The sequence below is a fragment of the Arthrobacter sp. FW306-07-I genome (genome assembly GCF_021800405.1).
GTDB lineage: Bacteria > Actinomycetota > Actinomycetes > Actinomycetales > Micrococcaceae > Arthrobacter.
The window spans coordinates 3,154,998-3,168,003 of the sequence record NZ_CP084550.1 but is presented as its reverse complement, the minus strand read 5'-3'; the positions used below and the strand labels follow the sequence as shown (position 1 = coordinate 3,168,003).

Below are 13,006 nucleotides of genomic sequence, written 5' to 3'. Positions count from 1 at the left end.
GCCGTCCGCGCATCATTGGGCGACTGAACCGGATTCTCACCGGCCGGTACTGGCTGCCTGCAGGAGGTTTGTGGACCGTCAGCGCGCCGCCGGCCAGCCACCTCAGCAGGGAGCGTAGCTGAACCTTGAGTATACCCGGCAGGTCCCTCCCGGCCACAGATTGCGGCCGTGGAGAGGCTCGATTTGCGACATATGCGGTTCATATAAGGCAGGATTGAACCAGGGCTGACCAGCCCTGCCATGAGGGGGCGGACCAGCCTTCCGGCCGAACGCCAGGATGGGAAAGCAGCGCAGTGAGTGCACGGACGAACCTCAGGCCGGGCCGCACATGACGGCCGAATTGCAGGCGCCCGTGCGTTCGCTTGGATCCTGGAGCGTCGGAGTCGTCGGGATCGCCGGCCTCATCGCCATCATCGCCGGGGTCTACGCGTCCCCGGAGGCGCTCGTCGCCGTCGGCATCGTAATCGCCGCGGCTGTGGGCATTGGGTGGCCACACTTCCTGCGCATCCCCGCCAAGAAGACCCTCGCCGCCGTCATCGCCCTGCCCGGTGCAGCCTCGGCAGTGGCCGCCGCCCTGGCCCCGGCCCCGGGGTACCTGGACTGGACGCCGACATTTGTGGCGCTGGGGATGATGGCTGTCTTCGTGGTGCAGCTGATCCGCGGTACCGGCCAGGCGCAGCGGCTGGAATCCACCCTCGGATGCTGCGCGGGCGTGCTGCTGTCCTGCCTCGGCGCCGGCTGGATTGCCGGCGCCCGCTTCAACGGGGTCCGCGAGATGCTCCTGGTGGCGGCCATCAGCGCGGCAGTGGCCCTGCTTGCCGGGCTCATCCGCTGGCCGGACAGCATCGTTGCTCCGCTGGGAGTGGTGCTTGCGGGACTGGCAGGTCCGCTCGCGGGACTGGTTCTGTCCGATATCGCCGTCCTGCCGGCCGCGATCTTCGGCGTGGTGGTGGGCGCGGTCCTGGCCAGCTTCCGCCGTCTTGCGACGCTTCGCGGCGCCCCACTGAACATCCCCGCCGCACTGGGCATGGGCCTTGCCCCGGTGTCGGCTGTGGGATCCCTCGCCTACTTCATAGACAAACTACTCATCTACTAACGGGTTAGGATGGCACCATGTCCGTACTTGCTTTTGAAATCTTCTTCCTTGTCCTGCTCGGCATCGCGAGCCTGTCCATGGCCTGGTTCGCCGGTTTCGTGGTCTACCGCCTCTTCAAGGGCCAGAAGTAGCCACCCCTTTTCCGGAGCCAGCCGCATCTGGAGGTAAGACCAATGCCCATTGAGATTCCTACAGACTTGACGCCTGAACTCGTCCCGCTTTCCTGGCTCATCGGTGAGTGGGAGGGCCGCGGCCGGCTCGGCAGCGGCGACGAGGATTCCGAACACTTCCTGCAGCACGTCTCCTTCACCCACAACGGCCTGCCGTACCTTCAGTACCGTGCGGAGAGCTGGCTGACCGACGACGAAGGGACGCGGCTGCGGCCGCTCACCGTCGAGACAGGGTTCTGGGCGCTGGAGCGCAAGCAGCTGGATGCCGACGGCGGTCCCGGCCTGGTGCCGGCAGACATCGTGCCGGTATTGAAGAGCGCCGACGAGGTGGAAGCGCTGCGCAACAAGGACGGAGGCTTCGACATCTCCGTGTCCATCTCGCACCCGGGCGGAATCTCGGAGCTGTACTACGGCCAGATCAAGGGCCCGCAGATCCAGCTCACCACCGACATGGTGATGCGCGGCAGCCACTCCAAGGACTACAGCGCCGCCACCCGGATCTTCGGGCTGGTGGACGGCAACCTGCTGTGGCGGTGGGACGTAGCCACCGGCGGAGAAGCCGGCAAGGGACTTGAGGCCCACGCCTCCGCGTTCCTGCACCGGGTCTCCTGAGCAGGGTTTCACCCCGATTCCGGAAATCCGGAATACCGCTGACCGCCAAGGACTTCTACTTCATATGACTACGCCCAGCCCTTTGTTGTCGCGCCCCGGCGCCGTAGAGGCCGCCGGCCCTGACGCCGGTGTCGCCGCCCACTACGGTGAGCCGCTGCGCGAGCAGCGCGCCCTCGCAGCCGGAACCGCCGTCGTCGACCTTTCCCACCGCGGCGTGGTCACCGTCACCGGGCCGGACCGGCTGAGCTGGCTCAACACCCTGTCCTCGCAGCAGGTGGCAGCCCTCAAGCCCGGCGAGTCCAGCGAGCTGCTGCTCCTGAGCGTCCAGGGCCGCATCGACTTCGATGCCCGGGTGGTTGACGACGGCGGGACCACCTGGCTGATCGTGGAGGCAGCGGAGGCCGCGCCCCTTGCTGAGTACCTTAACCGGATGAAGTTCATGCTTCGGGTGGAGATCGCCGACGTCTCCGCGGACTGGGCCGTGGTGGGGAGCACCCGGGCAGTTCCTGAATGGTCCGGCTACCTTGCCTGGCAGGATCCGTGGCCGCACGTGGGAGCCGGGGGTTACTCCTACGCCACCGTCTCGGAGGAGCACCACCCGGGCGTGGAGCGTCCCTGGTTCGAGTACCTCGTCCCCGCCGCCGAGCTGGAGGAAGCTGTCAGCGGACGCGCGCTGGCAGGCGTGCTCGCCGCGGAAGCCCTGCGCATCGCTGCCTGGCGTCCCCGGATCGGCGCCGAAACCGATGACAAGACCATCCCGCACGAACTGGACCTGCTGCGCACGGCCGTGCACCTGGCGAAGGGTTGCTACAAGGGGCAGGAAACCGTCGCCCGCGTCCACAACCTGGGCCATCCGCCGCGCCGGCTGGTGTTCCTGCAGCTGGACGGCTCGCAGCACACCCTGCCCGCCGCCGGCAGCCCGGTCCTGGCGGGAGAGCGAAAAGTGGGAGCGGTGACCTCCGTGGCACAGCACTACGAGATGGGGCCCGTGGCCCTGGCGGTCATAAAGCGTTCCGTTGCCCCAGATGAAATACTGACCGTCCTGGACGGCGACGAGCCGTATCCGGCCGCCCAGGAACTGATTGTCGCCCCCGACGCCGGCCAGGTTGTGGGGCGCCAGACCGGATTCCTGAGGGGGCCACGCTGATGACCGAGAACACCACGCCCGTCCACATTGGGGCGGAGGCAGCGGAAGGACACGACGACGACGCGCTGGCTTTGGCGCATGCGCTCTTCCAGGCTGCGCGTGAAGGAAACAACGCGCTGCTTGGTGCCTACCTGGACGCCGGCGCCCCCGCCACCATGACGAACGCTGCGGGGGACTCCCTGCTGATGCTGGCCGCATACCATGGCCACGCCGGCACCGTTGAGCTGCTCCTGCAGCACGGGGCCGACGCAAACACCGCCAATGACCGGGGACAGACGCCCCTCGCCGGAGCGGCATTCAAGGGCTACACGGACGTGGCCCGGGTCCTGCTGCGCGCCGGCGCGGATCCGGACGCCGGTGCGCCATCGGCACGGGCCGCGGCGCAAATGTTTGCCCGCACGGAGATCCTGGACCTGCTGGGCTAGCCTTACCAAGTGCCCGCGCGGCACGGCCATAACTTCAAAAGGATGACCGAGTGGAAAACGTAGAAAAGCCCTGGCCGGCCCTGTGGTCCCTGGTGATCGGGTTCTTCATGATCCTGATCGACACCACCATCGTGTCCGTGGCCAACCCCCGGATCATGGAAGGCCTACACGCCGACATTAACTCGGTGATCTGGGTGACCAGCGCCTACCTGCTGGCCTACGCCGTCCCGCTGCTGATCACCGGCCGCCTGGGTGACAGGTTCGGGCCCAAGAAGCTCTACCTCACCGGCCTGGTGGTCTTCACCCTCGCGTCGCTGTGGTGCGGCCTGTCCGGTGACGTCCGGATCCTTATTGCCGCCCGCGTCCTCCAGGGCCTTGGCGCGGCCATGATGACCCCGCAGACCATGGCCGTGATCACCCGCATCTTCCCGCAGGACCGCCGCGGTTCAGCCATGGCTGTCTGGGGTGCAACTGCCGGCATGGCCACCTTGGTGGGCCCCATCCTCGGCGGCGTCCTGGTGGACGGCCTTGGCTGGGAGTGGATCTTCTTCATCAACGTGCCCATCGGCGTCGTGGGCTTCATCCTGGCGCTGCGCAACGTTCCAGCCCTCAGCACGCACCCGCACCGGTTCGACATTCCCGGCGTGCTGCTCAGCGCCGTCGGCCTCTTTCTGCTGGTGTTCGGCATCCAGGAGGGTGAAACCTACAACTGGGGCACCATCGTTGGACCCATCAGCGTGTGGGGCCTGATCATAGCCGGCATCGTGGTGCTGGCCGCCTTCGTCCTCTGGCAGCGGTTCAACAAGGGCGAGCCGCTGCTGCCGCTGGGACTCTTCCGGGACCGGAACTTCTCGCTCGCCAACATCGGCATCACCACCGTGGGCTTCACCGTGACTGCCTTCAGCCTGCCGCTGATCTTCTACTACCAGCTGGTCCGGGGCCTCACCCCCACGCAGTCGGCCCTCATGATGGTGCCCATGGCGCTGGTTTCCGGTGGCCTTGCCCCGGTGGTGGGCAAGCTGGTGGACCGGGTCAACCCGAAATTCATTACGGCCACCGGCCTGGTGCTCATGGCAGTCGCGCTGCTCTGGAACTCCGCACTGATGCAGCCCGACACGCCCATCCTGATGTTCCTGCTCCCCAGCGCGGTGCTGGGCTTTGCCAACGCCGGCATCTGGGCCCCGCTGAGCACCACGGCCACCCGGAACCTGCCCCCGCGCCAGGCCGGTGCCGGGTCGGGTGTCTACAACACCACCCGCCAGATCGGCGCGGTCCTGGGCAGCGCCGCCATCGCTGTGCTGATCCAGTCCCGGCTCGCCGCCGAACTTCCGTCGGGTGGTCCCGGCGGGGCCGCGGGCGAAGGCCTTGCCATGGGCGGCCCGCTGCCCGAGTTCCTCCACAGTGGATTCTCGACGGCGATGGGCCAGTCCATGCTGCTGCCCGCCGGGGTAATCCTGGTGGGGGCGGCGGTGGCACTGTTCTTCGCCAAGCCCCAGCCGGTCCAGGGCTGGAGCACCCAGGGCCAGCACGGCGGGGAGAGCCACGGCCAGGGCGGCCAAGCGTCAGCGAAGGTGGACGCTGGTCTGGATTCCGCCGGCTGAGAGTCCAAGTTTTCGGGCCAGTGCCAGGCACCCGGTGTTGCTGACGTCGGCGCGCCACTGCAGGGTCAGTCCGGCGGCGAGTGCCTCGTGGGCCGCGATGGATCCGGCGAGCGAGCCCAGGCCCTGCCGGCGCCACTCGGGATCCACCAGCACGCCCATATTGGCCAGCAGGCCTTCCCATTCCCCGTAGGCACCGCAGGCCAGGGGAACGCGCCTGCCGTCCAGCTGGTGCACGATGGTGAAGCGGTTCTCCAGGTCGGAAAGGCCCACTTCGTTGACGTCGTCCGGCGGGCAGCGCCCCTCCAGCTCGATCGCCTCCGGGTTGCCGTGCGAGACGGTCAGTTCCTCGGACGGTTGTTGCAGCGGCAAGTCGTCCGCGAAGAACAGAGCCGCCGACCCCAGCCCATGGCCGCCACGGTCCCTGGTCAGTTTCAGGAGCGTGACGTGGTGGGCCATCTCCTCATCAGGAATGTCCTCAGCGGCATCGATGACGCTCTGCGGGCCCACCAGCGCCGAACTCCCGAACAGCCGCACGAACTCCACCGTGCGGCATGATTCGTCGGCGCGGACAATCCGGTTCCCGGACGCGAGTGCATCGCCGAAAGCGTCGTCGTCAAGGCCCAGCCGGCGCGCCCACGCAAGCTGGATGATGGCCGCAGAGCCGGGATCGAGTGTCATGGTCCCAGCCTAGGGCGGGCCGGAGGCTTAGCCGAACAGGACAGGCCTAACCGAACAGGACCGCGGCCTCGTCGTACCGGTTTTGCGGGACGGTCTTGAGCTGGCCCAGGGCTTCCTCGAATGCAACGTGGCGGATGTCCGTGCCCTTCAGCGCCACCATGGTGCCCCAGTAGCCCTCCACCACGGAGTCGATGGCGGCCATGCCCAGCCGGGTGGCCAGGACGCGGTCGAAGGCGGAGGGGACGCCGCCGCGCTGGATGTGGCCCAGGATCGTGGCTCGGGTTTCGATGCCGGTCCGGGCTTCGAGCTCGGGGGCGAGCTGGTCGGCGATGCCGCCCAGGCGAGGCCGGCCGAAGGTGTCCAGGCCGCGCTCGGAGTGCGGGCTTTCCATGTGCTCCGGCACGAACCCTTCGGCCACCACCACCAGGGGCGCACGGCCACGGTGCTGGGCTTCCTTGACCCACTCGGTGATCTGCTCAATGCTGACTTTTTGCTCGGGGATGAGAATGGCGTGGGCGCCGGCGGCCATGCCGGCGTGCAGGGCGATCCAGCCCACGTGCCGGCCCATCACTTCGGCGATCATGCAGCGGTGGTGGGATTCACCGGTAGTCCGGAGCCGGTCGATGGCCTCGGTGGCAATCTGCACTGCGGTGTCGAAACCGAAGGTGTAGTCGGTGGCGTCAAGGTCGTTGTCCACCGTCTTGGGGACGCCGACGATCTTCAGTCCGGCGTCGGTCAGGCGCTTGGCCGCAGCAAGGGTTCCCTCACCGCCGATGGCGATGATGGCATCGATGCCCAGCCGGTCCATGTGGGCCTTGATCGCCTCGGGGCCGCCGCCGTTTTCGAACGGGTTGGTGCGGGAGGTGCCCAGGATGGTGCCGCCCTGCTTTGCGATGCCACGGACCATGGTGCGGGGAATGTCGATGATGTCGCCCTCCACCACGCCGCGCCAACCGTCACGGAATCCGACGAATTCCTGGCCGTGGACGGCGATGCCTTTCAGCACGGCGCCGCGGATGACGGCGTTCAATCCGGGGCAGTCGCCACCGCTGGTGAGGATTCCAATTTTCATGTTCGGCTCAAATCCTGGGAGAAGGTTTACAGGCAGAGCGCCACGCTGAGCTCACCTAGAAGTGTAGTGGGGTGTGTGGGGTACGACACAAACCGGTTACATTAGGGCCCGCTGTCCGGGAGCGGAGAACAGCAAAAGGCCCCTGCCTGGCGAAGCATTCGCGGTGGCAGGGGCCTTGGCCGGCGGGTGGAAGCCGGGTCCGTTTCAGCGAGCGTTCAGGGCCGGTTGAGCGAGCGGCGGTCCAGGAACGTCTGGAGCAGGATCTCGTTGCGCTGGTCGGGAATGATGATCCAGGCCAGGAGGTAGAAGATCACGGCGGGTCCGGGGAGGAGGCAGAACAGCAGGAACGCGATGCGCACGTAGGCCACGTCCACGTTGAGCTGTGCGGCGATGCCTCCCAGCACTCCGCCGAGCCAGCGCTGCGGGCCGCGCTTCAGGCCAAAGCCCCTGACAATGCTGAAGAACTTATCCATGGTTCAAGACTTCCCTGTAGTTGGTTCGTTGTCACGTTTCCGGGCGGAGAGCAGGCCGCCGACCACCAGGGCCACGCCCGCTCCGATCATGAGGCCGATCAGGACGTAGGTGCCGTTGAGGGTGATGATTCCCAGCTGCGCCACGAGGATCAGCACGGCCAGCGCCAGGACGATCAGTCCCCACACCACCGTTCCCACCCTGGCAGGTGCCGGGCCCCCGGTGTCCGGTTCCGCCGTCGGAATGTTGCTGCTGTCCATGTCAGTTGCCTTCCTGAATCGTGACGTTGCTGAAGGTGCCGTCGATCTGCACCACCAGGTGGTTGCCGGGCCTGTCCGTGTTGTAGCTGCTTTCGCGGGTGGTGGTACCGCCGCGCTGGCCGCTTACCTCGTTCAGGTTCCCCATGGTCATGTCCGCCTTGATGTCCACGGGCAGGTTGTGCGGGATGACCACGGTGACGTTGCTGGCGGTGACGTCCAGGGGAACCACGACGTCGGAGGTCAGGGGGGCGCTGGGGGACAGGTCCGTGAGGTCCACGGTTCCCCGGCCGGCGGTGATGTCGATGCCCCCGCGCGCCTCCTCAATGCTTGCCGGGTTCCAGTCCACCTGCTGGAAACGCATCCGGCCGTCATCCACGGTGTTGTAGACGCCCCCGGTGACAAGGGCGATCACGGCGAAGAGGCTCAGGATGCCCGCGCTCCGGCCGCGCAGCCCCGCTATCAGGATGCCCAGGCCGAGGACTACGGCTGCGCTGGCCCACACAATGGCGTTGGCAGACCCGCCCAGGCTGATGAGGTTGGCGGCGTCCAGCGCTTTGAGCCCACCGCCCACCAGCAGGGCACAGCCGGTTGCGATGGCCACGGCCGGGGCGCCGGGACCGGACGGGCGGGGCTTAGGCGGCCGCGGCGGGACCCAGGGCGCCGGGTAGCTGCCTCCGCCGGGGACACCGCTGCCGGGTCCGCCTGGTGTGCTGCCGCCGGGCACACCCGCGCCAGGGACCGCGCTACTGGGAAACGTGCCGCCATACCCGCTGCCGGTGCCCGTGCCTGCGCTGCCGTAACCGCCCTGGCCGTAGGCGCTGGGCCCCGTGCCACTGGGATACGTGGGCCCACTGCCATAGGTGGGCGCCCCGCTGCCGGACGTAGGCGCCGAAGATTGTCCAGGTGCCGGGGCTGAAGCCGTGCCGGCGGAGAATGACGACGTGTATCCCGTGCCTGAGTGCCCCGAGGGTTGGGTTGTTCCGTGGACTGATCCGTGCCCGGCCATGGTGGGGTGGGCCTTGTTGCGCTGGGAAAGGTAGTAGACCAGGTAGATCGCACCTCCCACCCAGAACACGGTCCACAGCAGGCCGCTCAGGCCGTTATGGTTCCACCCCCAGAAGCCTCCGCCCAGGCCCGTCAGTCCCAGGACCGTGGCGATCAGGGAGCCCGTCATGCCGCTGGACCAGCGCCCGGCGCCGGCTTCCTGGACGTGGATCCTGCCGTCCGGTTCCGGGAGGAAGGCCCATGCCAGGCCGTAGAGCAGCACGCCGATACCGGCCAGGAGGGTCAGGACGATGAAGACACCGCGGATGATGATGGGATCCACATTCAGCCGGTGGGCGATGCCGCTGCACACGCCGCCGATCCACCGGTCGTTGCCCCGGTAGATGCCGTTGCTCCTGATCCAGCCAAAGAAGTCCGTTGAGGGAGCCGGAGCCGGGTTGTTGTGGAAGGCGTAGTCAGGGCCGGAGCCGGCACCAGGGCCCGGACCAGCACCCGGACCCGGAGCAGCACCGCTGCCCGGGCCGGCTGCCTGGCCGCCAGCGGAGGGATAGTCCGGAGCCATTGGATCGATGGGGTCTGAAGCCCCGATTGGGCGGCCCCCGGAGGGCGCGGTGGAGGGATCCGTCGCGCCGGCCGAAGATATTGAATCGGAAGACGGCAGTGGCTCGGTGGGCTGCTCGCTGCCCTTGCCGTGCGGCCCTTCAGGGAGGTGTTCGGCAGGGTGTTCGTCGTCGGGGGAGGGGGTCTGCGAGTTCATACCTCGATCCTCCCGCCCGGCCGGGTTCACGCTCTACTGGGGGAAACCCTGAACCGTCCCTGAGCTGTCCCCGGGAACCGGCCGGATGCGGTCCGGGCCACCCTGATCCGTGCTTGGATTGATCCATGACAACCCTCCCGGCGCGCCCGCCCCTGGCACGGAGCAGCGACCGTGTCATCGCCGGGGTGTGCTCGGGCCTCGCCGCACACCTGGGCTGGCCGGTCAAGAACGTCCGGCTGGCCATGGTCCTCGCCTCCTTCGCGGGCGGGGCAGGCCTGGTCTTCTACGCGTGGCTGTGGATCATGGTTCCCACGGCGGATGAGGCCGCCCGCCGCAATGCCCGCCGGCCGGCGTCGCCCATTGCCCCCGCCGTAAGCCATCCAGTGCAGGGCCAGGGCACTCCGGGTGATCCGTTGCAGGGAGCAGCGCCCGACGGCGGACCTCATTCGGGTGCCGCCGGTTCGGTTGCGGACGGCCGGGCGTCCGCTGCCCCACCATGGTTCCGGGCGCGCGGTATGCGGTACGGCAAGGAAATCCTCCTGGGCTGTGGGCTCCTGCTGGTGGCCGGCATCATGATCGCCCAACTGCTGGGCGTGGACGTCTCCCTCGGCACGCTGATCCCCGCCGCCGCCGTCCTGGGCGGTGCCTCCATCGCGTGGATGCAGCTGGACGAAACCCGCAGAGCCGGGCTGGTGGACAAGACCAAGGCCGACCAGGCCGGCGGGTGGGGCAGGCTCGCCGCCGGACTGGCCCTGGTGGTGGCCGGCGTCCTGGTGATGGTCTCCGGCTCAGGATCGTGGGAGCAGACGTGGCTTGCGCTGCTTGCCTCCGTGGCCGTGCTGGGCGGTGTGGTGCTGGTCCTGCTGCCGTGGGCACTGAAATTCTGGCGGGACCTGGAAGCTGAGCGCGCCGGCAGGATCCGGGAGACGGAAAGGGCGGAGATTGCCGCCCATCTCCACGATTCCGTGCTGCAGACGCTCGCCCTGATCCAACGGCGGGCAGGCAACGAGCACGACGTCGTCCGCCTGGCGCGTGCCCAGGAACGTGAGCTGAGGGGCTGGCTGTTCCAGGACGCGGGCCGCGAAAGCGGACAGCTGTCGGACCGGATCAAGGCCGTCGCCGCTGAGGTGGAGGACCTCTTGGGCCATGCCGTGGAGGTGGTCACCGTTGGCGATGCCGCCATGACCGAGGCACGCGAAGCCCTGGTCCAGGCCAGCCGTGAGGCCATGCTCAACGCATCACGCTACGGCGGCGGGACGGTCTCGGTCTACCTCGAGGCATCGGATGGACAGGCAGAGATCTTCATCAAGGACAGGGGGCCGGGCTTTGAACTGGGCGATGTACCGGCGGACCGGTTGGGTGTACGGGAATCGATCATCGGCAGGATGAAACGCCACGGCGGCTCGGCTGCCATCCTCAGCACCGGGGACGGCACCGAGGTCCGGCTTCGACTGCCGGCTACAGCAGAACATGCGGAAGGGAAATCATGAACACGACGCAGGGGACAGGTGCCGGAAGCGCCCGGCCGGCCAACTCGGTGCGGGTGGTCATCGTCGACGATCACGCCATCTTCCGGTCCGGACTGAAAGCCGACCTCGACGCCAGCATCCAGGTGGTGGGGGAGGCTGCCACGGTGGAGCAGGCCATCGCCGTCATCGCAGAGCAGCGGCCTGACGTCGTCCTTTTGGACGTACACCTGCCCGGCGGCCTTGGCGGCGGCGGCCGCGAGGTCATCGCCGGTTCCGCCGCGTTGCTGTCCACCACGCGCTTCCTGGCCCTGAGCGTCTCTGACGCCGCCGAGGACGTGGTGGCCGTGATCCGAGCCGGCGCCCGCGGCTATGTCACCAAGACCATCTCCGGCGCCGAAATCACGGACGCCGTGTTCCGCGTGGCCGGCGGTGACGCAGTCTTTTCGCCCCGCCTTGCCGGGTTCGTCCTGGATGCCTTCGGCACCGCTCCCGCGGACATCGCCGACGACGAACTGGACAAACTCTCCGCCCGCGAACTCGAGGTCATGCGCCTGATCGCCCGCGGCTACAGCTACAAGGAGGTGGCCAAGGAGCTCTTCATCAGCATCAAGACCGTGGAAACCCACGTGTCGGCAGTGCTGCGCAAGCTCCAGCTCTCCAGCCGCCATGAACTAACCAAGTGGGCCGCGGAGCGCCGCCTCCTCTAGCGACGAACACCCGCTCACTTTTGGCAACCGTTCCCTCAACGCCCGCTCACCTTTGGCGGCTTAAGCGCCAACGCCCGCTCACCTTTGGTCGCTTAAACCCAAACGCCCGCTCACTTTCCCTAAGGAAGTGAGCGGGCGTTTGGGTTTTGCCTGTGAAAAGTGAGCGGGCGTCCTACTGGGCCTTGCCCAGGAAGTCCTGCAGGCGCTGCACGCCGGTGGCGAGGTCGTCATCGCCCAGGGCGTAGGACAGGCGCAGGAAGCCGGAGGGACCGAATGCCTCGCCCGGAACCACTGCCACCTCAACCTCGTCGAGGATCAGCGAGGCGAGCTCGGCGGAGGTCTGCGGCGTGGCGGTGCCGGACGCCGTCGGAAATTCCTTGCCCAGCAGCGCACGGACGTCCGCATACACGTAGAAGGCGCCCTTCGGCGTCGGGCATTCCACTCCGTCGATCGCGTTCAGCCCAGCCACGATGGCCTTGCGGCGGCGGTCGAAGGCCACCTTCATCTCGTCGACGGCGGTCAGCGGGCCGGAAACGGCGGCGAGGGCCGCGATCTGCATGATGTTGGAGACGTTGGAGGTGGCGTGCGACTGCAGGTTGGTGGCCGCCTTGATGACGTCGGCGGGGCCGATCATCCAGCCCACGCGCCAGCCGGTCATGGCGTAGGTCTTGGCGACGCCGTTGAGGATGACCACCTTGTCGCCCAGTTCCGGGGCGGCCGTGGCGATGGAGGTGAAGGGGACGCCGTCGTAGGTCAGGTGCTCGTAGATCTCGTCCGTGACCACCCACAGGCCCTTGGCGGCGGCCCACTTGCCGATCTCCGCCACCTGCTCCGGGGAGTAGACAGCGCCGGTGGGGTTCGACGGCGAGACGAACAGCAGGATCTTGGTGCGGTCCGTGACGGCTGCTTCGAGCTGGTCGACGGTCACCAGGTAGTCCTGCTCCGGACCGGCGAAGACCTCTACGGGGACGCCGCCGGCCAGCCGGATGGCCTCCGGGTAGGTGGTCCAGAACGGGGAGGGTACGAGGACTTCGTCGCCCGGGTCCACCAGGGTGGCGAACGTGTTGTACACGGCCTGCTTGCCGCCGTTGGTCACCAGTACCTGCGAGGGGTCCACTTTGTAGCCCGAATCGCGCAGGGTCTTCTCCGCGATGGCCTTCTTCAGCTCGGGCAGGCCGCCGGCGGGGGAGTAGCGGTGAAACTTGGGCTGGCCCGCAGCCTCAACGGCCGCCTGGACGATGTAGTCCGGGGTGGGGAAGTCGGGTTCGCCCGCGCCGAAGCCAATAACCGGCCGGCCAGCTGCCTTCAGCGCCTTGGCCTTGGCATCAACGGCCAGGGTTGCGGATTCGGCAATTGCGGAAATGCGTTGGGAAACGCGGGCGGCAGACATGGCAGGTCCGTTCTTCGCTTGCAGCCGGGAGGCTGGAATGTGGGATTCGACGAGTTCTACTCTATGCTGTTCACCGGACCCTCCGGGGTGCCGGTTTTGATTTATGACTGCCCCGCGCAGCAGGTTTCAGACCCGGCGACGGATGG

General features: G+C 67.8%; 13 protein-coding genes. 7 read left to right on the top strand and 6 right to left on the bottom strand.

Going from position 1 to position 13,006, the window contains the following annotated elements; all coding sequences use genetic code 11:
• The first annotated feature begins 328 nt into the window (after positions 1-328).
• The 5 genes from LFT46_RS14645 to LFT46_RS14625 all read left to right on the top strand — a co-directional run bounded on the left by LFT46_RS14645 (position 329) and on the right by LFT46_RS14625 (position 5,051).
• Complete coding sequence (locus LFT46_RS14645; RefSeq protein ID WP_236820186.1) at positions 329-1,096, top strand: permease; 768 nt, start codon at positions 329-331, stop codon at positions 1,094-1,096.
• A 173-nt stretch (positions 1,097-1,269) separates the two neighbouring features.
• On the top strand, positions 1,270-1,878 hold the full coding sequence (locus LFT46_RS14640; RefSeq protein WP_142133067.1) for an FABP family protein: 609 nt from the start codon (positions 1,270-1,272) through the stop codon (positions 1,876-1,878).
• A 64-nt stretch (positions 1,879-1,942) separates the two neighbouring features.
• A complete protein-coding gene (gene ygfZ, locus LFT46_RS14635; protein ID WP_236820185.1) occupies positions 1,943-3,025 on the top strand; it encodes a CAF17-like 4Fe-4S cluster assembly/insertion protein YgfZ in 1,083 nt (360 codons plus the stop codon).
• On the top strand, positions 3,025-3,450 hold the full coding sequence (locus LFT46_RS14630) for an ankyrin repeat domain-containing protein (protein WP_236799132.1): 426 nt from the start codon (positions 3,025-3,027) through the stop codon (positions 3,448-3,450). Before ygfZ ends, LFT46_RS14630 begins: the two co-directional genes overlap by 1 nt.
• 50 nt (positions 3,451-3,500) lie before the next feature.
• A complete protein-coding gene (locus LFT46_RS14625) occupies positions 3,501-5,051 on the top strand; it encodes an MFS transporter (RefSeq protein WP_236820184.1) in 1,551 nt (516 codons plus the stop codon).
• On the opposite strand, the gene LFT46_RS14620 is transcribed toward LFT46_RS14625, so the two are convergent.
• From LFT46_RS14620 to LFT46_RS14600, 5 genes are all read right to left on the bottom strand, one after another.
• Positions 5,013-5,729, bottom strand: coding sequence for a GNAT family N-acetyltransferase (locus LFT46_RS14620; protein ID WP_236799130.1), 717 nt, complete (start codon positions 5,727-5,729; stop codon positions 5,013-5,015). The two genes, LFT46_RS14625 and LFT46_RS14620, sit on opposite strands and share 39 nt — an antisense overlap.
• A gap of 46 nt (positions 5,730-5,775) precedes the next feature.
• The gene (locus LFT46_RS14615; RefSeq protein WP_236799129.1) at positions 5,776-6,801 is read right to left on the bottom strand and encodes an ATP-dependent 6-phosphofructokinase; all 1,026 of its coding nucleotides are present in this window, start codon (positions 6,799-6,801) and stop codon (positions 5,776-5,778) included.
• 215 nt (positions 6,802-7,016) lie between these two features.
• Positions 7,017-7,274 carry a PspC domain-containing protein gene (locus LFT46_RS14610; protein WP_142133071.1) on the bottom strand — a complete coding sequence of 86 codons (258 nt, stop codon included), beginning with the start codon at positions 7,272-7,274 and terminating at the stop codon, positions 7,017-7,019.
• 3 nt (positions 7,275-7,277) lie between these two features.
• Positions 7,278-7,532 (bottom strand): hypothetical protein, encoded by a 255-nt coding sequence (locus LFT46_RS14605; RefSeq protein WP_236799127.1) that lies wholly within the window; start codon positions 7,530-7,532, stop codon positions 7,278-7,280.
• Position 7,533: 1 nt separating this feature from the next.
• Positions 7,534-9,294: a PspC domain-containing protein gene (locus tag LFT46_RS14600; RefSeq protein ID WP_236799126.1), complete on the bottom strand. Its 1,761-nt coding sequence runs from the start codon at positions 9,292-9,294 to the stop codon at positions 7,534-7,536.
• Between the two features lie 125 nt (positions 9,295-9,419).
• On the opposite strand from LFT46_RS14600, the gene LFT46_RS14595 reads away from it, so the two are divergent.
• Both LFT46_RS14595 and LFT46_RS14590 read left to right on the top strand, forming a co-directional pair.
• Entirely contained in the window at positions 9,420-10,784 is a 1,365-nt protein-coding gene (locus LFT46_RS14595) for an ATP-binding protein (protein WP_236799125.1), read from the top strand.
• On the top strand, positions 10,781-11,470 hold the full coding sequence (locus LFT46_RS14590) for a LuxR C-terminal-related transcriptional regulator (protein WP_236799124.1): 690 nt from the start codon (positions 10,781-10,783) through the stop codon (positions 11,468-11,470). Before LFT46_RS14595 ends, LFT46_RS14590 begins: the two co-directional genes overlap by 4 nt.
• A 172-nt stretch (positions 11,471-11,642) precedes the next feature.
• Here the strand turns inward: LFT46_RS14590 and LFT46_RS14585 are convergent, their stop codons facing one another.
• Entirely contained in the window at positions 11,643-12,860 is a 1,218-nt protein-coding gene (locus LFT46_RS14585) for a pyridoxal phosphate-dependent aminotransferase (RefSeq protein WP_236820183.1), read from the bottom strand.
• Positions 12,861-13,006 lie beyond the last annotated feature (146 nt).